Origin of the sequence: Microbacterium oxydans, assembly GCF_006540085.1 — a bacterium.
GTDB lineage: Bacteria > Actinomycetota > Actinomycetes > Actinomycetales > Microbacteriaceae > Microbacterium > Microbacterium oxydans.
This window is the reverse complement of sequence record NZ_BJOG01000004.1, coordinates 325,093-348,101: the sequence shown is the minus strand read 5'-3', so window position 1 is coordinate 348,101 and position 23,009 is coordinate 325,093. Positions and strand designations below refer to the sequence as shown.

The 23,009-nt window shown below is 68.2% G+C and carries 22 protein-coding genes; 11 read left to right on the top strand and 11 right to left on the bottom strand.

All coding sequences use genetic code 11. The features are described 5' to 3' along the window. Window positions 1-88 precede the first annotated feature (88 nt). Window positions 89-1,405, top strand: a complete 1,317-nt coding sequence (locus tag MOX01_RS09615) for an acyltransferase family protein (protein WP_141369426.1) — start codon at window positions 89-91, stop codon at window positions 1,403-1,405. Window position 1,406: 1 nt separating this feature from the next. Here MOX01_RS09615 and MOX01_RS09610 read toward each other — a convergent pair whose 3' ends face one another. Both MOX01_RS09610 and MOX01_RS09605 read right to left on the bottom strand, forming a co-directional pair. Continuing rightward, entirely contained in the window at window positions 1,407-2,000 is a 594-nt protein-coding gene (locus MOX01_RS09610; RefSeq protein ID WP_141369424.1) for a CbiQ family ECF transporter T component, read from the bottom strand. After that, on the bottom strand, window positions 1,997-2,695 hold the full coding sequence (locus MOX01_RS09605; protein WP_230977903.1) for an energy-coupling factor ABC transporter ATP-binding protein: 699 nt from the start codon (window positions 2,693-2,695) through the stop codon (window positions 1,997-1,999). Before MOX01_RS09605 ends, MOX01_RS09610 begins: the two co-directional genes overlap by 4 nt. A gap of 64 nt (window positions 2,696-2,759) precedes the next feature. Here MOX01_RS09605 and MOX01_RS09600 point away from each other — a divergent pair, with 64 nt between their 5' ends. Continuing rightward, a complete protein-coding gene (locus tag MOX01_RS09600) occupies window positions 2,760-3,344 on the top strand; it encodes a TetR family transcriptional regulator (protein WP_046749404.1) in 585 nt (194 codons plus the stop codon). Here the strand turns inward: MOX01_RS09600 and MOX01_RS09595 are convergent. From MOX01_RS09595 to sufB, 7 genes are all read right to left on the bottom strand, one after another. Beyond that, on the bottom strand, window positions 3,307-4,677 hold the full coding sequence (locus tag MOX01_RS09595; RefSeq protein ID WP_141369422.1) for an MFS transporter: 1,371 nt from the start codon (window positions 4,675-4,677) through the stop codon (window positions 3,307-3,309). The genes MOX01_RS09600 and MOX01_RS09595 overlap by 38 nt on opposite strands. Beyond that, on the bottom strand, window positions 4,674-5,828 hold the full coding sequence (locus tag MOX01_RS09590; protein WP_141369421.1) for a MalY/PatB family protein: 1,155 nt from the start codon (window positions 5,826-5,828) through the stop codon (window positions 4,674-4,676). Before MOX01_RS09590 ends, MOX01_RS09595 begins: the two co-directional genes overlap by 4 nt. Window positions 5,829-5,920: 92 nt before the next feature. Next, a complete protein-coding gene (locus tag MOX01_RS09585) occupies window positions 5,921-6,250 on the bottom strand; it encodes a metal-sulfur cluster assembly factor (protein WP_021200756.1) in 330 nt (109 codons plus the stop codon). Window positions 6,251-6,259: 9 nt separating this feature from the next. Beyond that, the gene (gene sufC, locus MOX01_RS09580; protein WP_046749145.1) at window positions 6,260-7,030 is read right to left on the bottom strand and encodes a Fe-S cluster assembly ATPase SufC; all 771 of its coding nucleotides are present in this window, start codon (window positions 7,028-7,030) and stop codon (window positions 6,260-6,262) included. A 3-nt stretch (window positions 7,031-7,033) separates the two neighbouring features. Then, window positions 7,034-7,360, bottom strand: a complete 327-nt coding sequence (locus tag MOX01_RS09575; protein WP_046749146.1) for a non-heme iron oxygenase ferredoxin subunit — start codon at window positions 7,358-7,360, stop codon at window positions 7,034-7,036. After that, window positions 7,357-8,562 carry a Fe-S cluster assembly protein SufD gene (gene sufD, locus MOX01_RS09570; RefSeq protein WP_141369419.1) on the bottom strand — a complete coding sequence of 402 codons (1,206 nt, stop codon included), beginning with the start codon at window positions 8,560-8,562 and terminating at the stop codon, window positions 7,357-7,359. The genes MOX01_RS09575 and sufD overlap by 4 nt, the downstream gene beginning before the upstream one ends. After that, the gene (sufB, locus tag MOX01_RS09565) at window positions 8,563-9,981 is read right to left on the bottom strand and encodes a Fe-S cluster assembly protein SufB (protein WP_021200759.1); all 1,419 of its coding nucleotides are present in this window, start codon (window positions 9,979-9,981) and stop codon (window positions 8,563-8,565) included. A 233-nt stretch (window positions 9,982-10,214) separates the two neighbouring features. Here sufB and MOX01_RS09560 point away from each other — a divergent pair, with 233 nt between their 5' ends. Both MOX01_RS09560 and MOX01_RS09555 read left to right on the top strand, forming a co-directional pair. Continuing rightward, window positions 10,215-11,321: a COX15/CtaA family protein gene (locus MOX01_RS09560; RefSeq protein ID WP_052748805.1), complete on the top strand. Its 1,107-nt coding sequence runs from the start codon at window positions 10,215-10,217 to the stop codon at window positions 11,319-11,321. Between the two features lie 67 nt (window positions 11,322-11,388). Beyond that, window positions 11,389-11,853 carry a hypothetical protein gene (locus tag MOX01_RS09555; RefSeq protein ID WP_141369417.1) on the top strand — a complete coding sequence of 155 codons (465 nt, stop codon included), beginning with the start codon at window positions 11,389-11,391 and terminating at the stop codon, window positions 11,851-11,853. Window positions 11,854-11,957: 104 nt separating this feature from the next. Here the strand turns inward: MOX01_RS09555 and MOX01_RS09550 are convergent, their stop codons facing one another. Continuing rightward, the gene (locus MOX01_RS09550; protein WP_046749149.1) at window positions 11,958-12,863 is read right to left on the bottom strand and encodes a heme o synthase; all 906 of its coding nucleotides are present in this window, start codon (window positions 12,861-12,863) and stop codon (window positions 11,958-11,960) included. Between the two features lie 218 nt (window positions 12,864-13,081). On the opposite strand from MOX01_RS09550, the gene tkt reads away from it, so the two are divergent. From tkt to pgl, 6 genes are read left to right on the top strand one after another with little or no spacing between them, the layout of a single operon-like run. Beyond that, window positions 13,082-15,193, top strand: coding sequence for a transketolase (tkt, locus tag MOX01_RS09545; protein WP_141369671.1), 2,112 nt, complete (start codon window positions 13,082-13,084; stop codon window positions 15,191-15,193). Then, a complete protein-coding gene (gene tal, locus MOX01_RS09540; protein WP_113681601.1) occupies window positions 15,190-16,302 on the top strand; it encodes a transaldolase in 1,113 nt (370 codons plus the stop codon). The genes tkt and tal overlap by 4 nt, the downstream gene beginning before the upstream one ends. Next, on the top strand, window positions 16,299-17,906 hold the full coding sequence (locus MOX01_RS09535; RefSeq protein ID WP_046749151.1) for a glucose-6-phosphate isomerase: 1,608 nt from the start codon (window positions 16,299-16,301) through the stop codon (window positions 17,904-17,906). Before tal ends, MOX01_RS09535 begins: the two co-directional genes overlap by 4 nt. A gap of 21 nt (window positions 17,907-17,927) precedes the next feature. Further along, the gene (gene zwf / locus MOX01_RS09530; RefSeq protein ID WP_046749152.1) at window positions 17,928-19,478 is read left to right on the top strand and encodes a glucose-6-phosphate dehydrogenase; all 1,551 of its coding nucleotides are present in this window, start codon (window positions 17,928-17,930) and stop codon (window positions 19,476-19,478) included. Beyond that, on the top strand, window positions 19,475-20,410 hold the full coding sequence (locus MOX01_RS09525) for a glucose-6-phosphate dehydrogenase assembly protein OpcA (protein ID WP_046749153.1): 936 nt from the start codon (window positions 19,475-19,477) through the stop codon (window positions 20,408-20,410). The genes zwf and MOX01_RS09525 overlap by 4 nt, the downstream gene beginning before the upstream one ends. 5 nt (window positions 20,411-20,415) lie before the next feature. Beyond that, the gene (pgl, locus tag MOX01_RS09520; RefSeq protein WP_174799767.1) at window positions 20,416-21,195 is read left to right on the top strand and encodes a 6-phosphogluconolactonase; all 780 of its coding nucleotides are present in this window, start codon (window positions 20,416-20,418) and stop codon (window positions 21,193-21,195) included. A 33-nt stretch (window positions 21,196-21,228) separates the two neighbouring features. Here the strand turns inward: pgl and MOX01_RS09515 are convergent, their stop codons facing one another. Further along, a complete protein-coding gene (locus MOX01_RS09515) occupies window positions 21,229-22,320 on the bottom strand; it encodes a DMT family transporter (protein ID WP_058633217.1) in 1,092 nt (363 codons plus the stop codon). 61 nt (window positions 22,321-22,381) lie between these two features. Between MOX01_RS09515 and def the strand changes: the two genes are divergently transcribed. Beyond that, window positions 22,382-22,948: a peptide deformylase gene (def, locus tag MOX01_RS09510; RefSeq protein WP_141369413.1), complete on the top strand. Its 567-nt coding sequence runs from the start codon at window positions 22,382-22,384 to the stop codon at window positions 22,946-22,948. Window positions 22,949-23,009 lie beyond the last annotated feature (61 nt).

The window sequence follows — 23,009 nt, the reverse complement described above, 5'->3', positions numbered from 1 at the left end:
TCGTAGGGGGTACGACGGGACCCGAGGGTGATGTCTCCGCCCGCACCACGTCCATAGTCTCCTGGAACATCGCTTCCGAGGAGGACTCATGGCCATCGTCCAGACACCGCCCGTCGCCGCCGGGCTGCGCACATCCCGCGATACGGGCATCGACTTCCTGCGGGCTCTCTGCGTGCTCGGGGTCGTGTTGCTGCACGCGATCATGGTGGGCGTCACGGTCGGCGATTCCGGTCCGATCTTCGAGAACGCCAGCGACGGCACCGCGTGGATCGCTCCGCTGAGCTGGCTCCTGCAGGTGATGCCGCTGTTCTTCGTGATCGGTGGATTCTCCGGATTCCTCGCGCATCAGCGCATGCGGCAGCGCGGCGGCACGGCGGTCGGATTCGTCGCCGGCCGCGTTCACCGACTGTTGCGCCCGGCGATCCTGACGATCGCGGTCGTCGGGCTCGCGCTCGCTCTGCTCACGATCTTCGGCGTTCCCGCCGACCTCATCGCGACGGCCGGGTTCCGTTATGGCCAGCCGCTCTGGTTCCTCGGGGTCTTCCTCCTCTGCCAGGCGCTTCTCCCCCTCTTCGCCGCCGCTCACCGGCGTGCGCCGCTGTGGACGATCGCCGCCCTTGCCGCTGCCGCGATCGCGATCGACGTCCTCCGCGGAGTCTCCGGCGTCGAGGGCCTGGGCTTCCTGAACCTCGCCTTCGTGTGGATGGCCCTCCAACAGCTCGGCTTCTTCCTCGCCGATGGACGCATCGAGCGCCTCAGCCGACGGATCCGCATCGTTGCGGGCCTCGCGGCCGTCCTCGCGCTCATCATGACCTTCGCCGTCGGCGTCTACTCCGCCGACCTCATCGCGAACATCAATCCGCCGACGGCCGCCCTCCTCCTCGTGGGGGTCGCGCACACGAGCCTGCTCTCCCTGCACCGCGAGCGTCTCGAGCGATTCAGCCGACAGCCGCACGTGGCCGCGTTCACCGCCTTCGTGACGGTGCGGACCATGACGATCTACCTCTGGCACATGCCCGTGCTGCTGCTCATGGCGGGCTCGACCGCCGCCTTTGCGCTCCTGACCGGCGCCTCGCTCCCGGCACTGGACAGCGCGGCGTGGTGGTCGGGACGCCCGCTGTGGCTCGCGACGGCGCTCGCTCTCACGGCCGTCGTCGCCGTCGCGTTCACGCGGTTCGAATCGCAGGCCGCACCCGCCGCCGCGTCTTCGCTCGGTCGCATCGTCGCCAGCGCTCTCAGCGCCCTGGTCGGGATCGTCCTGCTGCTGGTCCTCGGTACGTCCGTCGCAACCGCCCTGATCGCACTCGCGCTGATCGCTGGTTCTCTGCGGCTGGCTTCGCTCCCGACGCCACGGACCGCAAGGCAGCGACCGTCGACGGTCCCCGTCGCGCCGGCCCTCGTGTGAGTCAGCCGATGCCTCTGGCCGCCAGGGCGTCTCCGACATCATCCGCATGCTTCAGAGCGAGCACGAGCAACGGCACCACCGTGCGGATACCCAGCCGTGCACCACGAGCCTGCTCCGCCTCCCGCACGCGCACGGCGAACCCCGCGATCACCGGGACGGTCGTGAGGGTCAGGGAGATCGTCAGGGCCACCGCCTCGGGATCGACTCCGAGCCGACGCAACGGTCGCAGCAGCTGCTGCAGGACATCGAGCAGCGCCGACATCCTCGTGGTCAGAGTGAGCAGACCGGCGAGGAGCAGCACCGCGACCACACGTCCTGTGCTGATCCATGCCGCCTCGGGCGACACGAAGATCAGGAGCGCAGCCGTGAGCACGAGCACGATCCAGCGCAGGCGCCACGCCTCGGCGGCGAGCACGCGGAACGGGAGTCCACTCACGCGGTAGAGCCCCACCACCACGAGGAGCGCGACCGCGATGCTCACCGGATCGTGCGGATACAGCGACAGGACGAGGGCTCCGAACGCCAGCATCCCCAGCTTGAGCGCGGCCGGCGCCCGATGCACGATCCCCGTCCCCGGGTGATACAGCGCGATCACGCGCACGCCTCCCGGTACGCAGCGATCACACGTGAGGGCACGCCGGAGGTCACGATGCGTCCCTCGTCGAAGAGCAACGCGCTGTCGCAGCGAGAGGCGAGTTCGAGGTCGTGTGTCACGATGACGATCTGTGCCTGGACCCCGAGCAGCAGATCGGCGATGCGACGGGAATTGCGCAGATCGAGCAGGGTCGTCGGCTCGTCGGCGACGATCACATGTGGATCGGCGATCAGCACGGAAGCCAGGGCGAGCATCTGCTTCTGCCCGCCGGACAGGGCGGCCGCCGGGACGTCCGCGTGCTCCGCCAGACCGTGCGTCTCGAGCGTCTCCCTCACGAGTTCGGACACCTCGGACTTCGGACGCCCTCGGAGCGAGAGTGCGAGGTCTTCGGCCGGAGTCGGCATCAGGATCTGCGCATCGGGGTTGGTGAAGACGAAACCGACGAGCTTGCGCACGGCGGTGCGGTCTCGGACGGTGTCGAGTCCGTGCACCGAGACGGTTCCGTCTCGCGGAGGGACGAGGCCGTTGAGGAGGCGCGCGAAGGTCGACTTGCCTGAGCCGTTGGCTCCGATCACCGCCGTCGTCCGTGCGGTCAACCCGACGCTGACGTCGTGCAGCACCATGCGCCCGTCGATCTCGACCGACACCCGGTCGAGGGTGATCGGAGCGGGTCCGATCGATGAGGAACTCTTCACCGCTGCTTCCTCCGCGTCGCACCTGAGCACTGTTCACCTGAACGTCGTTCACTATAATCGGAGCATGAGCCCAGAGCCCAATCCGGCCCGACACGACCGCGACAGCGTGGCACGGAGCGCACTCGCCCTGCTCGATGAGGTCGGACTCGCCGACCTCTCCATGCGACGTATCGCCGCGGGCCTCGACCTGCAGCCGAGCGCCCTCTACTGGCACTTCGCGAACAAGCAGGAGCTGCTCGCCGAGCTCGCCGACCGGATCACCGCGTCGATACCGCACGGTGGAACGGACATCATCGTCACAGCGCGCGGCATCCGCGATGCCCTCTTCGCCTATCGTGACGGTGCCGAGCTGGTCCTCAGCACCTACGCACTCCAGCTCGGTTCCTCCACTGCGCAGAAGGCTCTGGTCGACACCCTGCGTGCACAGGGTGCCTCGGATGCCGAGGATCGAGGAATCGCCATCCTCCACTTCGTGCTGGGCCACGCCACGCTCGTGCAGCAGCGCATGCACGCCGACAGCCACGGCGCGCTCCCGGCCGCGGAGGATGCGGATGTCACCGCCGGACTCGACCGCGTCTTCGACCTCGGGGTCGCTGCCCTCGCGGGAGCGCTCAGGTCGCCGGAGACTCGGCCGCGTGCCCGAGCCTGAGACCGGGCACCACAGCCAGCGCCACGAGGGCGATGCAGAACGCGAAGACGGCGCTGAACGCCCCGGCCCCGCCGCCGAGCGTCGCCACACCGAGACCCGCCAGCGCGATCGCGACAGCCGATCCTGAGGCGTCCGAGATCGACAACGCGGACGAGTTGAACCCCTGATTGGTCTCGTTCGAGTACGCGAGCGTCAACACGGTCAGGCGCGGGTAGAGCAGGCCCATCCCGCCGCCGGCGAAGGCCCAGCCGACGACCACCAGAGCGGGCGAGACATCGAAGACCGCAGCGAAGAGCACGCACAGCATCGCGATCAGCAGCGAGCCCAGGCTGATCGCCGTGATGCGGCGGTTGCCCAGACGCTCTCCGAACCGCCCCTGCAGGGCTGAGGCGCCTGCCCACGCCAGTGCCGCCAGCATCAGGGCGATGCCCGCCCAGGTCGCACTGAAGTCGAACTTCCTCATGAGCAGATACGGGATGTAGGCCTCCGTGGCGAAGAACGCACCGGCGACGATGCCGCGCATCAGCACGACGCTGGGCAACCCGGGTCCGGCTCGAAGCGTACCCCGTGGCAACAGCGGCAGCACCGCGAACCCGATCGCCAGCACGGCTCCGATCGCGACGGGCCACCCGATCGACGGCTCCATCTCGGCCGAGAAGCCGATGACGACCGCGAGTACCGCCACCACCACTGCGAGCAGCAGCCGGACGACGAGCGCCCTCCGATCCTGCGGTTCCCCCTGCCCCAGGTCGACCCCACGGAGCCGCACCGCGATCATGAGGAAAGCCGAAGCGGTGAGCACGGCCACGCCGAGGAAGGCCCAGCGCCAGTCGAGATACTCGGCGACGGCTCCCGCGAGGAACGGACCGACCATCGACGGAACGACCCAAGCCGCGGCGAAGGCGGCGAAGATGCGCCCGTGCAGGTGAGGCGGGTACAGCCGCGCCACCACGACATAGAGCGCGACCGTCTGTCCACCCGTCCCCAGCCCCTGCACCAGTCGCCCGATCAGGAACTGGTGCATCGTGACGGCGAAGCCCGAGATCAGCAGGCCGACGATGAAGAGCGACACGGCGACGTACAGCGCGCCGCGGGGACCCCGGGCGTCCGACCATGCTCCGGTCGCGACCATGCCGATCACGCTCGTGGCCAGCGTCCCCGCGAAGGCGACGGCGTAGAGCGCCTCTCCATTCAGGGCCGCGCTCACGATGGGCATGACGGTCGTGACGGCGAGAGCCTCGATCGCCGCGAGGAAGATCAGTGCGACCGCGCCGAGGGTCACCCAGATGCGGTGACGATCCCAGATCGTCGCGGCCTCGGACGGGGCGGTCATCGGCCGACGAGCGACGCTATGCGCTCGATGGCCTCGGTGAGGATCTCCGGACTGGTGCCGAAGTTCAACCGCACGTGGCCTGCGCCCTCCGCGCCGAAGGCGGGCCCGAAGTGCAGGGCGACCTTCGCGTCCTTCAGGATCCGTCTGGCCGGGTTGTCGCCCCACTCCAACGCGGTGAGGTCGATCCACGCCAGGTAGCCGGCATCGGGAATGCGGTACCGCGCTCCGGGGAGGTGCGCGGCGAGCAGATCCTCGAGCAGCAGGCGGTTCTCGTCCAGAGTGCGCAGCAGCCCGTCGAGCCACTCGTCGCTCTCCTCCGAGAACGCAGCGACGGCGGCGAGCAGACCGAACTGCCCGGTGCGCCATTCAACCTCGACCGGGAGTCCGCGCACCACGGCGCTCGTCTCGTCGTCGGCCGTGACCATGAGGGCGCATTTGAGCCCGGCGAGGTTGAAGGCCTTGCTCGCGCTCACGAGCGCGTACCCCACCCGCTGCGCGACATCACTCACCGCGAGGAAAGGTGTGAACCCCGAACCCGGCTGGGCGAGCGGCGCGTGGATCTCGTCCGACACCACGGCGACACCGAACTCGTCGGCGAGCTCCGCGAGAGCAGTGAGGCTGTCGCGTCCGTGCACCGTACCGGTGGGGTTGTGGGGGTTGCAGAGCAGGATGGCCGTCGCTCCGTCTTCGAAGACGGCGCGGATCCCGTCCAGATCCAGCTCCCACCGGGTCCCGGTGTCGCGGAGGGGAACCCGCTCCACCTCCGCACCGGCTTCGGCGACCAGGTCGTAGAAGGGCGGATAGACCGGCGGCGTCACGACCACGCGCTCCCCCGGCTGCGTGACACGGCGCAGGATCTCGACGATCCCCATGCTCACATCCGCCGTGCTGCGGATTCGCGCGGGGTCGGGCTCCCACCCGTAACGGCGGGATGCGAAGTCCGAGAAGGCCTGCGCAAGAGGGGTCCTCGACGCCATATAGCCGGTGTCGCCGATCTCGACCGCACGCTGCAGGGCCGCCGTGATGGCAGGCGCGAGAGGGAAGTCGGTCTCGGCGACGAACAGGGGAAGCACGTCGGCCGGATACTCCCGCCACTTCTCGCTCGTCCGCTCGCGAAGCTCGGCCAAGGGCAGGGCTTTCACCTGAAGCATTCGTTCTCCCGAGTCTCGCCCCGCGCCGGTGCGGAGTCAGCGAAGCGGGCGCGTAGTCGCGCCCGCTTCGTCCTGCTTGACGTTCTGTGCGGTCAGATCGCGAATCCGAGAGCGCGCATCATGTCGCGCCCGTCGTCCGTGATCCGCTCCGGACCCCACGGGGGCATCCAGACCCAGTTGATCCGGAAGCGATCGACGACGCTGTCCAGAGCCTGAGCGGTCTGATCCTCGAGGACGTCGGTGAGCGGGCAGCCGGCGCTGGTCAGCGTCATGTGGATGACGAGAGCGTCGTTCTCGTCATCCCAGGCGAGGTCGTAGATGAGGCCGAGGTCGACGACGTTGATCCCGAGCTCGGGGTCCATGACGTCTTTGAGAGCCTCGGTGACCGCGTCGTACTTCTCGTCCGTGAGGGTCGCTGTCATGCGATCAGCCTACGCCTCGATGGGGGCTGCGGGGTCGAGGAAACGGTCGTATCCCTCGTTCTCCAGCCGGTCTGCGAGCTCGGGGCCGCCCTCTTCGACGATCTTTCCCGCGACCACCACGTGGACGAAGTCGGGGCGGATGTAGCGGAGGATGCGGGTGTAGTGCGTGATCAGCAGCACGCCGAGTCCGGTGGACTCCTTCGCGCGGTTGACGCCCTCGGAGACGATCTTGAGCGCGTCGACGTCGAGGCCGGAGTCGGTCTCGTCGAGCACGGCGAACTTCGGCTTCAGCACCTCGAGCTGGAGGATCTCGTGGCGCTTCTTCTCGCCACCGGAGAAACCCTCGTTGACGTTGCGCTGCGCGAACTTCGGGTCCATGCGCAGGTTCGACATGGCCTCCTTGACGTCCTTGGTCCAGCCGCGGATCGCCGGCGCTTCGCCGTCGAGGGCGGTCTTGGCCGTGCGGAGGAAGTTCGTCACCGTCACGCCGGGGATCTCCACCGGGTACTGCATCGCGAGGAACAGGCCGGCACGGGCCCGCTCGTCGACGCTCATCTCCAGCACGTCCTGACCGTCGAACGTGATCGAACCGGACGTCACCGTGTACTTCGGGTGACCGGCGATCGTGTACGCCAGCGTGGACTTGCCGGAGCCGTTGGGGCCCATGATCGCGTGGGTCTCCCCCGTGTTCATGGTGAGGTTGATTCCGTTGAGGATCGGGGTGGTCCCCGCCTCGGTCTCGACCGTCACATGCAGGTCGCGGATCTCGAGAACAGACATTCTTCAGACTTCCTTAATCACAGTCGGATCGATGAGCACGTCGTCGCCGTCGATCTGGACGACGTAGACCGGGACCGGCTCATACGCGGGGAGATTCTGGGGCTTGCCGGTGAGGAGGGAGAACGCGGAGCCGTGTGCCCAGCACTCCACCGTGTCGCCCTCCACGAAGCCCTCGGACAGCGAGATGTCGCCGTGCGTGCAGGTGTCGCCGATGGCGTGGATCACTCCTTCGCCGTCCTTGATCACCGTGATGGGCACGCCGCTCGGGTCCACGCGCAGCGGTGTGTCCTGTTCGAGGTCGGATACTCCGCAGACGCGTTCGGCGGTCATGCGCTCACCTCGGCGAGCTCCGCCTCGATGGCCGCCAGCAACTCGGTCTCGAGGGCGGGGATGCCGAGGCGCTGCACGATATCGGTGAGGAATCCGAGCACGACCAGACGACGGGCCTCCTCCTCGGTGATGCCGCGGGCCTGCAGGTAGAAGAGCTGCTCGTCGTCGAAACGACCGGTCGCACTCGCGTGCCCGGCTCCCAGGATGTCGCCGGTCTCGATCTCAAGGTTCGGGATCGAGTCGGCACGAGCACCCTCGGTCAGCACCAGGTTGCGGTTCGCCTCGTAGGAGTCGGTGCCCGTGGCGTCGGCACCGATCAGCACGTCGCCGATCCAGACGCTGTGTGCGCCCTCGCCCTGCAGCGCGCCCTTGTAGAGCACGTCGCCCTTGGTGTGCGCACCCTTGTGGTGCAGGTAGACCTGGCTCTCGAGGTGCTGACCGCCGTCGGCATAGGACAGCCCGTAGAGGTATCCCTCGGATCCGGCACCCGTGAGCTCCACGCTCGGGTTCACGCGCACGACACCGCCGCCGAAGCTGATGACGAAGTGCTTCAGCGTGGCATCGGCACCGACGGTGGCCTGGTGAGCCGCGGCGTGCACCGCGTCATCGTCCCAGCGCTGCAGGCTGATGACGGTCAGGCTCGCGCCGTCGCGCACGATGATCTCGACGTTCTGCGCGTACTGCGCGGAACCGGAGTGGTCGAGCACGACGGTGCCGCGCGAGTGCGGCTTCGCCTCGATGAGGATCTGACCGAACGCACGCTTATCGGCGCCCGTGCCCGTGATCGGGACCACGACCGGCTCGTCGAGCTCTGCCTCAGCCGGGAGCTGGATGTGCAGTCCACGCGGGCCATGCTTCCAGGCGAGGGCGCTGGAGAGATCTTCAGGACGGAAGAACTCCCCGTAGGGCCCTTCCTCATCCGAGGAGGGCTCCAGGAACGCCTCGACAGCGTCGAGATCGTAGGTCACGGCGTTCTCCTCGCCCGGCTCATCGGAGAAGAGTCCGGCGAGCTTCGCCACCGGCGTGTGCTTCCAGTTGACCTCGCGTCCGGTCGGTGCTCCGAAGTCGGACGGTTCGAACGAGTGCGGCCGCTCGGAGCGGGTCTGCACCGGGACGAAGCCCGCCGCCGCGACCTGAGCCGCAGGGTCGATGTGCGCGTTCGTGTGCTGCGCCTCACTGGGCGCTGTCGTCGAGGCCGCCATTTAGCCGACCGATCCTTCCATGCCCATCTCGATGAGCTTGTTCAGTTCCATGGCGTACTCCATCGGCAGTTCTCGGGCGATCGGCTCGATGAAACCGCGCACGATCATCGCCATGGCCTCGTCCTCGGGCATACCGCGGGACTGCAGGTAGAAGAGCTGCTCCTCGCTGACCTTGGAGACCGTGGCCTCGTGGCCCAGCTGCACGTCATCGACGCGGATGTCGATGGCCGGGTAGGTGTCGGAGCGCGACTTCGTGTCCACGAGCAGGGCGTCGCAGCGCACGGTGTTCGCGGAGTGGTGCGCAGCGGCATCGACACGGACCTCCCCGCGGTAACCGGCACGGCCGCCTCCGCGTGCGATCGACTTCGAGACGATCGACGACTGCGTGTACGGCGCCATGTGGATCATCTTCGCGCCAGCGTCCTGGTGCTGACCGGGTCCGGCGAAGGCGACGGACAGGGTCTCGCCCTTCGCGTGCTCGCCCATCAGGTAGATCGACGGGTACTTCATCGTCACCTTGGAGCCGATGTTGCCGTCGACCCACTCCATGGTCGCGCCTTCGTAGGCCACGGCACGCTTGGTGACGAGGTTGTACACGTTGTTCGACCAGTTCTGGATCGTCGTGTAGCGCACACGGGCGTTCTTCTTCACGATGATCTCGACGACGGCCGAGTGCAGGGAGTCCGACTTGTAGATCGGGGCCGTGCAGCCCTCGATGTAGTGGACGTAGCTGTCCTCGTCGGCGATGATCAGGGTCCGCTCGAACTGGCCCATGTTCTCGGTGTTGATGCGGAAGTAGGCCTGCAGCGGGATCTCGACGTGCACGCCCTTGGGGACGTAGACGAACGATCCGCCCGACCAGACAGCGGTGTTCAGCGCGGCGAACTTGTTGTCACCGGCGGGGATGACCGTGCCGAAGTACTCCTCGAAGAACTCGGGGTGCTCGCGCAGAGCCGTGTCGGTGTCCATGAAGATGACGCCCTGGGCCTCGAGGTCCTCGCGGATCTGGTGGTACACGACCTCGGACTCGTACTGCGCGGCGACTCCGGCGACCAGGCGCTGACGCTCGGCCTCGGGGATCCCGAGACGCTCGTAGGTCTCGCGGATCTCGGCGGGGAGGTCTTCCCACGTCTGCGCCTGCTTCTCGGTGGAGCGGACGAAGTACTTGATGTTGTCGAAGTCGATCTCGCTGAGGTCTGCACCCCACGTCGGCATCGGCTTGCGCCCGAAGAGCTGGTATCCCTTGAGTCGGGTCTTCAGCATCCATTCGGGTTCGTTCTTGAGGCTCGAGATCCCCCGGACGACATCTTCGGAGATGCCGCGTTTCGCGATGGCACCCGCAGCATCCTCATCGTGCCAGCCGAATTCGTACACCCCCAGACCGTCAAGCTCCGGGCGGTCGATCAGCACATCCGACATCCAACACTCTCCTCACAGGTCCCAAACGGTGTCATCCGCCCCGACACACCTGATCCCCGTCGAGTCTGCGGGAGCGGGTGCCGTTGGTGGGCCCTCATCACCGGCGCTTCCATCGCGCCTAAACTGTTGACGATGCTTCAGCGCTGTCAGCGCCCATCGCAACAATCCGATTCTACAGGTTCCGCCTGGCGGACGGGCCATGCCCGCCACGTCTCGCGCGGTCCGGAGGACTTATGCCCGAGACGTTGATCCCCACCACCTCGACGACGCGAGGGGTCGCTCCTCGTTCCGCGTCCTGGGGGCGTGCGTTGACGGTCTTCGCGTGGTTGTCGTTCCTCAGCGAGACCATCATCATCGGCACCGGCGGAGCCGTCCGCCTCACCGGTTCGGGCCTCGGATGCTCGGACTGGCCGCTGTGCACCCCGGACTCCCTCGTTCCCATCCTCGAGGTGCAGGGCATCCACGGGATCATCGAGTTCGGCAACCGCCTGATGACCGGTGTCGTCGGGATCATCGCCCTCGTCGTCGTGCTGCTGGTGCTGCACCTGTTCACCGGGAAGCGCGGCCTCGTCAACGCGCTCTGGTTCGCCTTGGGCGGGATCGTCGCGGCTGCCGCCGCGTTCGCCATCGCCGCTCCTCTGCACTTCCCCGCCTCGCCGATCGCCCTGGGGGTGCTGCTGGTCGCCGTGATCGCTGCAGCAGTCCGCTCCGTGCGCTCGACTCCCACCAGGCGCGACCTCGTCCTGCTCGCCTGGCTCGTGCTGATCGGCGTCGTCGCGCAGGCCCTCGTCGGCGGCATCACCGTCCTGACCGGGCTGAACCCGTTCATCGTCGGTTTCCACTACACGTCGTCGCTGCTGCTCGTCTGCATCACCGCGGCGTTCCTGGTGCGGCTCCGGACGCCCGCCGGCCCGCGAGAGCGCGCAGTGCCCGCCTGGTTCGCAGCCGTGACCCACGTGACGGGCCTCGCACTCGCCGTCACGATCGTGTTCGGCGTCCTCACGACGGGGTCGGGACCGCATTCCGGTGACGCCGACGTCCTGCGCCACGGCTTCGACGCGACGGTGCTTGCGCACGTGCACTCCTGGCCCGGCTACATCCTCGCCGCGCTGGTCGTCTTCCTGACGGTGACCGCCTGGGTACAGCGTCTGGAGCCCCGCCGCTGGCTCCTCGTCCTCGTGCTCGCGATCCTCGTCCAGGTCGGTGTGGGCGTGTGGCAGGCACGAGAGGGCCTCCCCCCGCTCCTCGTCGGGATTCACATGGTGCTGGCCTCGCTCTCGGCAGCCACCTACACGGTCGTCGTGCTGCATCTGAAGCGCACGGCCGCCGTCGAGGACTGATCTCCGCACAGTCGACTCATAGCTCCCGCATCGCGGGCTCATCAGCGCATCCGCAAGGGTGGGTGTCATGAACAAGTCACTCACTCGAAGCATCGGATTCTGGCTGCTCCTGGTCGTCTCCCTCGCCACGACGGCCGTCGGCGCCTGGCTGATCTCCGGTCAGATCGCCACGATGACGACCACGCTGCTGGATGGCACCGCCACCGGCGTCGAGGTCTACGTCGGACAGTCGCTCGTCGTCGTGGGTGCCGGAGTGCTCGCCGCAGGGATCGTCGGCATCCTGCTCACGCTCGGACTCGTCGCCGCCCGCGCACTCGTCGCGTCCCCCGCTCCTGCAGTCGTCGAGGCGATCGACTGGACCGCCGCCCCCGACGAGACGCACGCTCCTGTCACGGACACCGCTTCGCCCGTCACGGACACTGCGGCGGACGCCGACGCGGGATCCGACGCCGCTGCGGCGCCGGTGGCCGCGCTCGATGACGCGCCGGCGAAGGACGCGAACTCAGACGACTCCCCGTCGATCACCCGCTGAGCACCTGTGCGCAGGTGATCCCTGAGCACAGAACGACGGAGCGGCGCCGAGGACATCCTCGGCGCCGCTCCGTCGTTCTGGGAGACCAGCCTCCCTGCGTCAGGTCAGAAAGGAAGCAGCGGGTCGACCGCGACCGCGACGAAGATCAGCGTCAGGTATGTGATGGACGCGTGGAACACGCGCATCGGACGCGGCTCGGTCCCGTGGACGGCGCGGTTGTAGAGACGGTGCGATTCGTAGATGAACCATCCACCGAACACCGCGGCGGACACCGTGTACACGAGCCCCATGCCCGCGATCGGCACCAGGAGGAGCGAGCAGGCGACGGTGGCCCACGCGTAGAGGATCACCTGGAGGCCGACCTGGGAGGCGTTGCGCGTGACACCCAGCATGGGGACGTCGACGTCTTCGTAGTCGTCCTTGTACTTCATCGACAGCGGCCAGTAGTGCGGCGGCGTCCACAGGAAGACCAGGAGGAACAGGATGAAGGCGGGCCAGTCGAGCGAGCCGGTGACCGCCGACCACCCGATCAGCACGGGGAAGCAGCCGGCGATACCGCCCCAGATGATGTTCTGCTCGGTACGGCGCTTGAGGATCATCGTGTAGATCACGACGTAGAAGAAGATGGCCGTCGCCGACAGCGCAGCGGTGAGCCAGTTGGTCGTCAGCAGGAGCCAGCCCGTGGAGGCGACCGCCAGCGTCCAGGAGAAGATCAGCGCGCCGCGCGGGCTGACCTCGCCCGTGACGAGCGGACGGTTCTCGGTGCGATGCATGTGCGCGTCGATGTCGCGATCGAGGTACATGTTGAAGGACGCCGCGGAACCGGCGCTCATCGAGCCGCCGATGACGGTGGCCAGCACGAGCCACAGGTTCGGCATTCCTCCCTGCGCAAGGAACATCACCGGCACGGTGGACACGAGCAGGAGCTCGAGGACACGCGGCTTGGTGAGGGTGATATAGGCCTTCACCGTGCGACCGACGGACGACTTCCTCACGGTCTGATCAGACATCGTCGAGATCTCGATCGCCTCCTCCGCACGTGTGACCGGACAACCTCTCCAGTGTATGACACGGGATGACGTGTTCCGGCTCCCGGTCCCGCGTAGTGCGACTCACGTCACCGCTATGCTGAAACCACTCGCGCGCCCGGCGATGTGCACCTCACCGTGAAGTCGCGGACCTGCCAGGGAATACGGGCGCCCTCGAAACTGTCGGAAAGGGCATGAACGTGTCGGAATTGCAGTGGGATGAGATCGATCGACGCGCGGTGGACACCGCACGGATCCTGGCGGCCGATGCCGTCGAGAAGGTCGGCAACGGTCACCCCGGCACCGCGATGAGCCTCGCTCCCGCCGCGTATCTCCTGTACCAGCGCGTTCTGCGCCACGACCCGACCGATGTCGACTGGCTGGGGCGCGACCGCTTCATCCTGTCGGCCGGCCACTCGTCGCTCACCCAGTACGTCGAGCTCTACCTCGGCGGCTTCGGGCTCGAGCTCGACGACCTCAAGGCCCTCCGTACGTGGGGTTCCCTCACGCCGGGCCACCCGGAGTACGGCCACACCAAGGGCGTCGAGATCACGACCGGTCCTCTCGGGCAGGGCCTGGCCTCCGCCGTGGGCTTCGCCTACGCCGCACGCTACGAGCGCGGCCTGTTCGATCCCGAGGCCGCGGCGGGCACGAGCCCGTTCGACCACTTCGTGTACGTGATCGCCGGTGACGGCGACCTGCAGGAGGGCGTGACCAGCGAGGCCTCGTCGCTCGCGGGCCACCAGCAGCTCGGCAACCTGATCGCGATCTACGACTCCAACCAGATCTCCATCGAGGACGACACAAACGTCGCCTTCACCGAGGACGTCGCCGCTCGCTACGAGGCCTACGGCTGGCAGGTGCAGGTCGTCGACTGGAAGAAGACCGGCGAGTACGTCGAAGACGTCGCCGAGCTGTACGCGGCGATCGAGGCCGCCAAGGGCGAGACCTCGAAGCCGTCGCTCATCATCCTCAAGACCATCATCGGCTGGCCGTCGCCGGGCAAGCAGAACTCCGGCAAGATCCACGGCTCCGCGCTCGGTGCGGACGAGCTCGCCGCGACCAAGAAGGTCCTGGGCTTCGACCCCGAGGAGCACTTCGCAGTCGCCGACGACGTGATCGAGCGCACTCGCGGGCTCGCGGCCCGTGCCGCCGAGGTGCGTGCGTCCTGGCAGGAGTCGTTCGACGCGTGGGCCGTCGCCAACCCGGAGAAGAAGGCCCTTCTCGACCGCCTCGAAGCACGCGAACTGCCCACCGACATCGCTGCCGCGCTCCCCGCGTTCGAAGCCGGCAAGGAGGTCTCGACCCGCGCCGCGTCCGGTCAGGTCATCAACGCCCTCGCTGCGGAGCTTCCGGAGCTGTGGGGCGGTTCCGCCGACCTCGCCGAGTCGAACCTCACCACGATCAAGGGCGCCCCGTCGTTCATCCCCGCTGAGTGGTCGACGCATGAGTGGTCCGGAAACCCCTACGGTCGTGTGCTGCACTTCGGCATCCGCGAGCACGCCATGGGCGCGATCATCAACGGCATCGTCCTGCACGGTCCGACCCGGGCGTTCGGCGGTACGTTCCTGATCTTCAGCGACTACATGCGTCCGCCCGTCCGTCTGGCCGCCCTCATGAACGTGCCCAGCATCTTCGTCTGGACCCACGACTCGGTCGCCCTCGGCGAGGATGGCCCGACGCATCAGCCGATCGAGCAGCTCGCCACCCTCCGCGCGATCCCGAACTTCACGGTCGTGCGCCCGGCTGACGCGAACGAGACCGCTGCGACCTGGTTGGAGATCCTCCGTCGTCACGAAGGCCCCGCCGGCATCGCACTGACGCGCCAGAACATCCCGGTGTTCGAGCGCGGCGATGGTGCTGCCGAAGGCGACACCTTCGCCTCCGCCGACAATGCCGCAAAGGGCGCCTACGTTCTCGCCGAGGCGCCGAACGGCACGCCGGACGTCATCATCGTCGCCACCGGGTCCGAGGTGCAGCTGGCGGTCAACGCCCGTGAGGCTCTCGCCGCCGAGGGCGTCAACGTGCGTGTCGTCTCCGCCCCGTCGCTGGAGTGGTTCGACGAGCAGGACGCCGAGTACCGCGAGAGCGTGCTCCCTGCCGCCGTCACCGCCCGCGTGTCGGTCGAGGCGGGCTCCGTGCTCAGCTGGCGCGGCATCGTGGGCGACCGCGGCCGCTCGGTCGGCATTGACCACTTCGGCGCCTCCGCCGACTACAAGACCCTCTTCGAGAAGTTCGGCATCACCACCGAGGCCGTCATCGCGGCCGCCCGCGAGACCATCGCGGCCAACAGCACCAAGGAGAACGCATGAGCACCCCCACCGCGCAGCTCGCCGCCGCAGGCGTCAGCATCTGGCTCGACGACCTCTCCCGCACCCGCATCTCCTCCGGCAACCTGCAGAACCTCATCGACACGAAGAATGTCGTCGGTGTCACCACGAACCCGACGATCTTCGCCAACGCGATCACCGACAAGAACGACACGTCGTACGACGCGCAGGTCACCGAGCTCGCCGGCTCCGGTGCCACCGCGGAGGAAGCGGTCTTCGCTGCCACCACGCAGGACGTCGCCGCAGCCCTCGACGTGTTCCGCCCCGTGTGGGAGGCCTCCGACCACGTCGACGGCCGCGTCTCGATCGAGGTCTCCCCCGACCTCGCGCATGACACCGCGGGTACCGTCGCGCAGGCCAAGGAGCTGTGGGCCAAGATCGACCGCCCCAACCTGCTCGTCAAGATCCCCGCGACCAAGGCGGGGCTTCCGGCCATCGCCGAGGCCATCGGCGCCGGCATCAGCGTCAACGTGACGCTGATCTTCAGCCTGGAGCGCTACGCCGAGGTCATCGACGCATACCTGACCGGGCTCGAGACCGCGAAGGCGGCGGGCATCGACCTGTCGACCATCCACTCGGTCGCCTCGTTCTTCGTGTCGCGCGTCGACACCGAGACCGACAAGCGCCTCACCGCGATCGGCACTCCCGAGGCGGAAGCACTCAAGAGCAAGGCAGGCCTCGCCAACGCCCGCCTCGCGTACGAGCTGTTCGAGAAGACGTTCGCCGGAGATCGCGCCACGGCGCTGCTCGGCGCGGGGGCGAATCTGCAGCGCCCGCTGTGGGCGTCGACCGGCGTCAAGGACCCGGCTCTTCCCGACACCCTCTACGTCACCGAGCTCGTCGCCCAGGGCGTCGTCAACACCATGCCGGAGAAGACGCTCGACGCCACCTTCGACCACGGCGTCGTCACCGGTGACACCATCACCGGCGGCTACGACGACGCCCGCGCCGTGTTCGCGGGGATCGCCGAGCTCGGTATCGACTTCACCGACATCACACAGGTGCTCGAGGACGAGGGGGTCGCGAAGTTCATCGACTCCTGGCACGATCTGCTCGCGCAGGTCACCGAGGCTCTGGAGTCGCAGCGATGACCTTCTCGATCCACACGTCCGGCGCCGCGCGCGCCGCGATCGACGAGACGGTTCCCGCCCTCGTCCACGACCTCGTCGCCTCCCGCATCACCAGTGGCGACGCGACGCTCTGGGGTCCTGCGGCGGAGGCGGAAGCGTCTGTACGACTCGGATGGGTGGAAGCCGTCTCCGTCTCGCGTCCCCTCGTCGCCGAGATCGTCGCGCTCCGCGCCGACCTCAACGCCAAGGGCGTCACCCGGGTCGTGCTGGCCGGCATGGGAGGCTCCTCGCTCGCGCCCGAGGTCATCGCGCAGACGGCCGGCGTGCCGCTGACGATCCTCGACTCGACCGCTCCCGGCCAGGTGCTCGCCGCCCTCGATGAAGGGCTCGCCGACACGGTGCTGGTCGTGTCGTCGAAGTCGGGCTCCACCGTCGAGACCGACTCCCAGCGCCGCACGTTCGAAGCCGCGTTCCGCGATCTCGGGATCGACCCCGTCGAGCGCATCGTGGTCGTCACCGATCCCGGCTCACCGCTCGACGCCTCCGCCCGCGAGGCCGGATACCGCGTCTTCAACGCGGACCCGAACGTCGGCGGCCGCTACTCGGCGCTCACCGCCTTCGGGCTGGTGCCGTCCGGGCTCGCCGGCGTCGACATCGACGAGCTTCTGAACGAGGCCGAGGCTTCGCTGCTCGAGGTCGCCGTCGACTCGGCCGAGAACCCCGCCCTGCGTCTGGGCGCCGCGATCGCGGCGACGAACCCGCGACGCGACAAGCTCGGTCTGATCACCGACGGCACGCACATCAAGGGCCTCCCGGACTGGATCGAGCAGCTCATCGCGGAGTCCACCGGCAAGGAAGGCACGGGGATCCTCCCGGTCGTCCTGCTCCCGGTCTCCCCCGAGCTCGACCCGGTACCGGCTGACCTGCAGATCGTGCGACTGGTCGACGACGCCAACGAGTTCCACCTGCACGAGCGTCATGAGGGCGAGATCCTCGTCAGCGGGACGCTGGGCGCCCAGCTCATCGTGTGGGAGTACGCCACCGCGATCGCCGGACACCTGCTGCACATCAACCCGTTCGATCAGCCCGACGTCGAGTCGGCCAAGGTCGCCGCCCGCGGACTGCTCGACGCTCGCCCGGAGCCCACGGCGCCGGCGTTCGTCGAGAACGGTGTGGAGGTCCGGGTGTCCGACCCCGCCCTCGCCGCCTCCGGCACGGTCGAAGGTGTGCTGGACGCCCTCTGGGCCCAGCTCCCCGCCGACGGCTACGTATCCATCCAGGCGTACGTCAATCGCCTCGAGGTGCCGCAGCTCCAGGGCCTGCGCGAGCTCGTCGCCGCGGACTCCGGACGGCCGACCACCTTCGGGTGGGGACCCCGTTTCCTGCACTCGACCGGTCAGTACCACAAGGGCGGCCCCGCGCAGGGAGTGTTCCTGCAGATCCTGGAGCGCACCGAGGTCGACCTCGAGATCCCCGACCGGCCCTTCACCTTCGGGCAGCTCATCCAGGCGCAGGCCGCCGGTGATGCCGCCGTGCTCGCCGAGCACGGGCGTCCCGTCGTCACCCTGACGATCACCGAGTCCTCGGACGACGTGCTCGCCCTCTTCGAAGCCGCACAGAAGTAACAGCAGGAGAATCCCCCACCGATGTCTGTTCCCATCTCGCGCGGGCACAACCCGCTGCGTGACCCCGATGACCGCCGTCTCAACAGGATCGCGGGCCCCAGCGCCCTCGTGATCTTCGGCGTCACCGGAGATCTCTCACGCAAGAAGCTGATGCCAGCGGTCTACGACCTCGCGAACCGCGGTCTGCTCCCTCCCGGGTTCGCCCTGGTGGGATTCGCCCGACGCGACTGGGAGGACCAGGACTTCGCCCAGGTCGTCTACGACGCCGTGAAGGAGCACGCCCGCACGCCGTTCCGCGAAGAGACGTGGACCCAGCTGCTGCAGGGCATCCGCTTCGTCTCGGGTGAGTTCGACAACCCGGACTCCTTCCGCAAGCTGCGCGACACCATCGAGAAGCTCGACGTCGAACGGGGGACGATGGGCAACCACGCGTTCTACCTGTCGATCCCGCCGAAGGACTTCCCGCTGGTCGCGAAGCAGCTCAAGGAATCCGGTCTCGTCGGCGAGAACAGCGACGATGACGAGCGCTGGCGTCGTGTCGTGATCGAGAAGCCCTTCGGACACGATCTCGAGTCCGCGCGGGCTCTGAACGCCGCTCTCGAGGTGGCCTTCCCCGCGGACTCGATCTTCCGCATCGACCACTACCTCGGCAAGGAGACGGTTCAGAACATCCTGGCCCTGCGCTTCGCCAACGAGCTGTACGAGCCGATCTGGAACCGCAACTACGTCGACCACGTGCAGATCACGATGGCCGAGGACATCGGCGTCGGCGGGCGTGCCGGGTACTACGACGGTATCGGTGCCGCACGAGACGTGATCCAGAACCACCTGCTGCAGCTGCTGGCGCTGACAGCGATGGAGGAGCCGATCAGTCTCTCGGCCGAGCACCTGCGCGCCGAGAAGGAGAAGGTCCTCGCGGCCGTGCATGTGCCCGACGACCTGTCGCTCGCGACCGCCCGCGGGCAGTACGCGGGCGGATGGCAGGGTGGCGAGAAGGTCACCGGCTTCCTGGAAGAGGAGGGGATGAACCCCGAGTCGACCACGGAGACGTACGCCGCGATCAAGCTCGAGATCGACACCCGTCGCTGGGCGGATGTGCCCTTCTACCTGCGGACGGGGAAGCGTCTGGGCCGTCGTGTGACCGAGATCGCCGTGGTCTTCAAGCGCGCGCCTCAGCACCTGTTCGGCCGCGGCAACGCGTCCGAGCTCGGACAGAACGCGCTCGTCATCCGCGTGCAGCCGGACGAGGGCGTCACGATCCGCTTCGGCTCGAAGGTGCCTGGCAGTGGCTCCAACGTCCGCGACGTGACGATGGACTTCGGCTACGGCCACGCCTTCACGGAGGCGAGCCCTGAGGCGTACGAGCGTCTGATCCTCGACGTCCTGCTGGGCGATCCGCCGCTGTTCCCGCGGCACGAGGAGGTCGAGCTCTCCTGGAAGATCCTCGACCCGGTCGAGAAGTACTGGGCCGCCCAGGGCGGTCCGGTGGAGCAGTATGCGCCCGGCTCGTGGGGACCGGCATCCGCCGACGACCTGCTGGCCCGCGATGGACGAGTCTGGAGACGCCCGTGATCATCGACCTTCCCGACACGACCGTCAGCCAGGTCGCGAAGCAGCTGGTCAAGGTGCGCGAGGAGGGCGGAGCTGTCGCCCTCGGCCGCGTGCTGACCCTCGTCATCGCTGCCCGCAACGGAGTGGCGGAGGCGGCGATCGATGCCGCCAACGACGCTTCGCGGGAGCACCCGATGCGTGTGATCGTGATCACCACAGGTGAAGGCGAGTCCCGTCTCGACGCGCAGATCCGCGTCGGCGGCGACGCCGGCGCCAGCGAGGTCGTCGTCCTGCGCGCCTTCGGGGATGCCGCGAGCAACGAGGAGAGCCTCATCACGGGCCTCCTGCTGCCCGACGCCCCCGTGGTCGCCTGGTGGCCGGAGTCCGCGCCCGTCGCACCGGCGCAGTCCCCGCTCGGCAAGATCGCTCAGCGCCGCATCACCGACGCCGCGACGGCGCACGATGTCCGCGACCGGCTCGCGCTCCTCGGTGAGACTCATGCCCCCGGCGACACCGACCTGGCCTGGACGCGCCTGACCCACTGGCGCGAGCAGCTCGCGGCCGTGCTCGACCAGCCGCCGTACGAGCCGATCACCGGGGTCGAGGTGCGCGGAGCATCGGCATCCCCGTCCACCGCGCTGCTGGCCGCGTGGCTGCAGATGGCTCTCGATGTGCCGGTGCAGTGGTCGTACGAAGACCCCGACCAGTGGGCTGAGGGCATCAAGTCGGTGCGCCTGACGCGTGATTCGGGAGACATCCTCCTCGAGCGCCCGACGCCGGGCGTCGCCGTGCTCACGCAGCCGGGCCAGCCGAACCACGACCTGCACCTTCCCCGACGCACACTTCGCGAATGCCTCGCAGAGGAGCTGCGTCGACTGGACCCCGACGTCCTGTACGGTCGGGTGATCACCGAGGGCTGGGAGAAGCTGGGTCCGCCCGAGACTGGAGAGTGACGTCGATGACGACATCGTCCGCAGAGAAGCGCGTGGTGGTGGAAGCCACCCCCGCTGCCCTCGCCACCCGTGTGGCCGACCGATTCCTGACGCGGGTGCGTGCGCGCACCCGCAACGGTCGGCTCGCACACATCGCCCTCACGGGAGGATCGATGGGTGGAGCGGTGCTACGTGCCGCGTCCGAACACCCTCGTGCCGCCGAGATCGACTGGTCTCTGGTGCACTTCTGGTGGGGCGACGAACGCTTCGTCCCGCGCGACGATGTCGACCGCAACTCTCTGCAGTCGCGACAGGCGCTGCTCGACCACATCGCCGTGCCCGCGGAGAACGTGCATGAGGTCGCCGGCCCCGACAGCGGCCTGACCCTGGACGAATCCGCCGCGGCTTACGCCGAAGAGCTCGCACGGTTCGGCACCGACGAGCACCCGTGGCCCTCGTTCGCCGTGTGCTTCCTCGGTGTAGGCCCCGACGGCCACGTCGCCTCGCTCTTCCCTGATCGCGAGGAGGTCACGGTGACGGATGCCGCCGTTCTCGCCGTGCGGGACTCCCCCAAGCCTCCGCCGGAGCGCGTCACCCTGACCCGCCCCGTGCTCAACTCGTCCAAGCGCGTATGGCTCGTGCTGACGGGCGCGGACAAGGCCTCCGCGCTGGGCCTCGCGCTTGCGGGCGCCAGCTACACGAGTGTCCCTGCAGCCGGGGCGAAGGGCCGCAAGCGGACGGTCTTCTTCGTGGACGAAGCTGCCGCCTCCGAGGTCTCCGCCGACCTCATCGACCAGACCTACTGATTCCTGCGAGCCCAGCCCCTCCCGGGGACTGCGTCACGGGTGTTCCGAGGATCCATCGCCCCGCTGCGGCGCATCCGGCCCGACGGTGCCGTCGGCGCGCTCGGGAGCGCCCATCGCCGAGGGCGATGCCGTGGAGTCCTCCTGCCCGCTCCGCCCGGGGGCGCCCGGCGCACTGCCGCGCGGTATCCCCAGTTCCTGGCTGTCGCTGAGCACCTGGGGATGGTACCGGGCGAGCCCGACGACACCCCATACGGCGATCCCGCCGGCCACGGCGAAGATCACGAGCACCCACCACGGCGCGGCGGCTGCTTCGCCCAGCACGACCATTCCGATGAGCACCGCCACGAGCGGGTCGACGACGGTGAGTCCGGCGATCACGAGGTCGGGCGGACCCGAGCTGTACGCCGTCTGCACGAAGTAGGCACCGACAGCCGCAGCCGAGATGAGGGCGAGCACGCAGATGGCGGTGATCCACTCGAACTGGCCCGCCTCGATGCGCTTGATGACGACCTTGGCGAGCGTGGCCACGAATCCGTAGAGGATGCCGGCGCCGATCACGTAGAACAGCGCACGCATGCGGCGACGCAGGATCAGCCAGCATGCGCCGAGGACGATGATGACGGCGAGCAGGAGCGCCAGGATGGTGAAGAGCTCGCGGTCGGTCACCTCTTGCTCTGTCGCGTAGATCGCGGCGAAGAACACGAAGAGGAAGATCCCGCCGACGCAGCAGATGATGGCGGTCAACGATTGCCGTGTCGGCGAGTGGCCGGAGATCCGCGCATTGAGCAGCGTCGTGATCACGAGCGCGATCGCTCCGAGCGGCTGAACCACGATCAGCGGCGCCTGCACGAGCGCGGCGAGCTGACAGATGACGGCGAGCCCGAGCATGAGCGTGCCGATGAGCCACGACGGGCGGGTCAGGAGCCGCTTGAGCTGATCGAAGCTCAGTCCCGACGCACCGGTGGCACCGCTGAGACGCTCGACCTTCTCGACGCCGCGGTGCTGGTATTGCGCGCCGAGGGACATGAAGACGGCGCCGGCGAGGGCGAGCGGAATGCCGAGCAGCAGACCGGGGTTCTGGAACGCGCCGACGAGCTGATCGCCGACGTCCTCGACCGCATTCATCCACACCCCAGCACTCACAGTACGACCCTACCTGGCGCGCACCGCCGACTAGGGTTGTGACGTGGCTGTACTTCCGATTCGCATCATGGGCGATCCCGTCCTGCACTCCCCCGCCTCCCCCGTCGACGAGATCACCGACGACATCCGAAGCCTCGTCGCGGACATGTTCGAGACGATGGATGCCGCACCGGGAGTCGGCTTGGCCGCCCCGCAGGTCGGCGTGCCCCTGCGGATCTACACCTACGCATATGTCGATGACGACGACCAGCCGTGGCGTGGTGTCCTCATCAACCCCGAGCTTTGGATGGTTCCGCTCGAACCGGGCGAGGCCGATCCGGACCTCGAGTCAGAGGGCTGCCTCTCGTTCCCGGGCGAGCGATTCCCCCTGCGCCGGTCGGAGCGCGTGCACGTGACCGCGACGGACCTGGAGGGGCAGCCGGTCTCGATCGACGTGGACGGCTGGCGTGCCCGCATCATGCAGCACGAGTTCGATCACCTCGACGGCATCCTGTACGTCGACCGTCTCTCCGACGGGGACTGGAAGACCGTGCAGAAGATCGCCCGCAAGCGCGGCTGGGGGCGGCCAGGCGCGAGCTGGATGCCCGGCGTCGACGACCTCGAGGGGTGAGCCGCTCCCAGCAGAACCACAGCCTCCTCCGAGTTGCATCACAGACTCGGTGACGGCTAAC

What these genes read in the sequence shown, in the direction of transcription:
- MOX01_RS09615 (WP_141369426.1), top strand. Translation starts at nt 89, where the DNA reads ATGGCCATCGTCCAGACACCGCCCGTCGCCGCCGGGCTGCGCACATCC.
- MOX01_RS09600 (WP_046749404.1), top strand. Translation starts at nt 2,760, where the DNA reads ATGAGCCCAGAGCCCAATCCGGCCCGACACGACCGCGACAGCGTGGCA.
- MOX01_RS09595 (WP_141369422.1), bottom strand. Translation starts at nt 4,677, where the DNA reads ATGACCGCCCCGTCCGAGGCCGCGACGATCTGGGATCGTCACCGCATC.
- MOX01_RS09590 (WP_141369421.1), bottom strand. Translation starts at nt 5,828, where the DNA reads ATGCTTCAGGTGAAAGCCCTGCCCTTGGCCGAGCTTCGCGAGCGGACG.
- MOX01_RS09585 (WP_021200756.1), bottom strand. Translation starts at nt 6,250, where the DNA reads ATGACAGCGACCCTCACGGACGAGAAGTACGACGCGGTCACCGAGGCT.
- sufC (WP_046749145.1), bottom strand. Translation starts at nt 7,030, where the DNA reads ATGTCTGTTCTCGAGATCCGCGACCTGCATGTGACGGTCGAGACCGAG.
- MOX01_RS09575 (WP_046749146.1), bottom strand. Translation starts at nt 7,360, where the DNA reads ATGACCGCCGAACGCGTCTGCGGAGTATCCGACCTCGAACAGGACACA.
- sufD (WP_141369419.1), bottom strand. Translation starts at nt 8,562, where the DNA reads ATGGCGGCCTCGACGACAGCGCCCAGTGAGGCGCAGCACACGAACGCG.
- sufB (WP_021200759.1), bottom strand. Translation starts at nt 9,981, where the DNA reads ATGTCGGATGTGCTGATCGACCGCCCGGAGCTTGACGGTCTGGGGGTG.
- MOX01_RS09560 (WP_052748805.1), top strand. Translation starts at nt 10,215, where the DNA reads ATGCCCGAGACGTTGATCCCCACCACCTCGACGACGCGAGGGGTCGCT.
- MOX01_RS09555 (WP_141369417.1), top strand. Translation starts at nt 11,389, where the DNA reads ATGAACAAGTCACTCACTCGAAGCATCGGATTCTGGCTGCTCCTGGTC.
- MOX01_RS09550 (WP_046749149.1), bottom strand. Translation starts at nt 12,863, where the DNA reads ATGTCTGATCAGACCGTGAGGAAGTCGTCCGTCGGTCGCACGGTGAAG.
- tal (WP_113681601.1), top strand. Translation starts at nt 15,190, where the DNA reads ATGAGCACCCCCACCGCGCAGCTCGCCGCCGCAGGCGTCAGCATCTGG.
- MOX01_RS09535 (WP_046749151.1), top strand. Translation starts at nt 16,299, where the DNA reads ATGACCTTCTCGATCCACACGTCCGGCGCCGCGCGCGCCGCGATCGAC.
- zwf (WP_046749152.1), top strand. Translation starts at nt 17,928, where the DNA reads ATGTCTGTTCCCATCTCGCGCGGGCACAACCCGCTGCGTGACCCCGAT.
- pgl (WP_174799767.1), top strand. Translation starts at nt 20,416, where the DNA reads ATGACGACATCGTCCGCAGAGAAGCGCGTGGTGGTGGAAGCCACCCCC.
- MOX01_RS09515 (WP_058633217.1), bottom strand. Translation starts at nt 22,320, where the DNA reads ATGAATGCGGTCGAGGACGTCGGCGATCAGCTCGTCGGCGCGTTCCAG.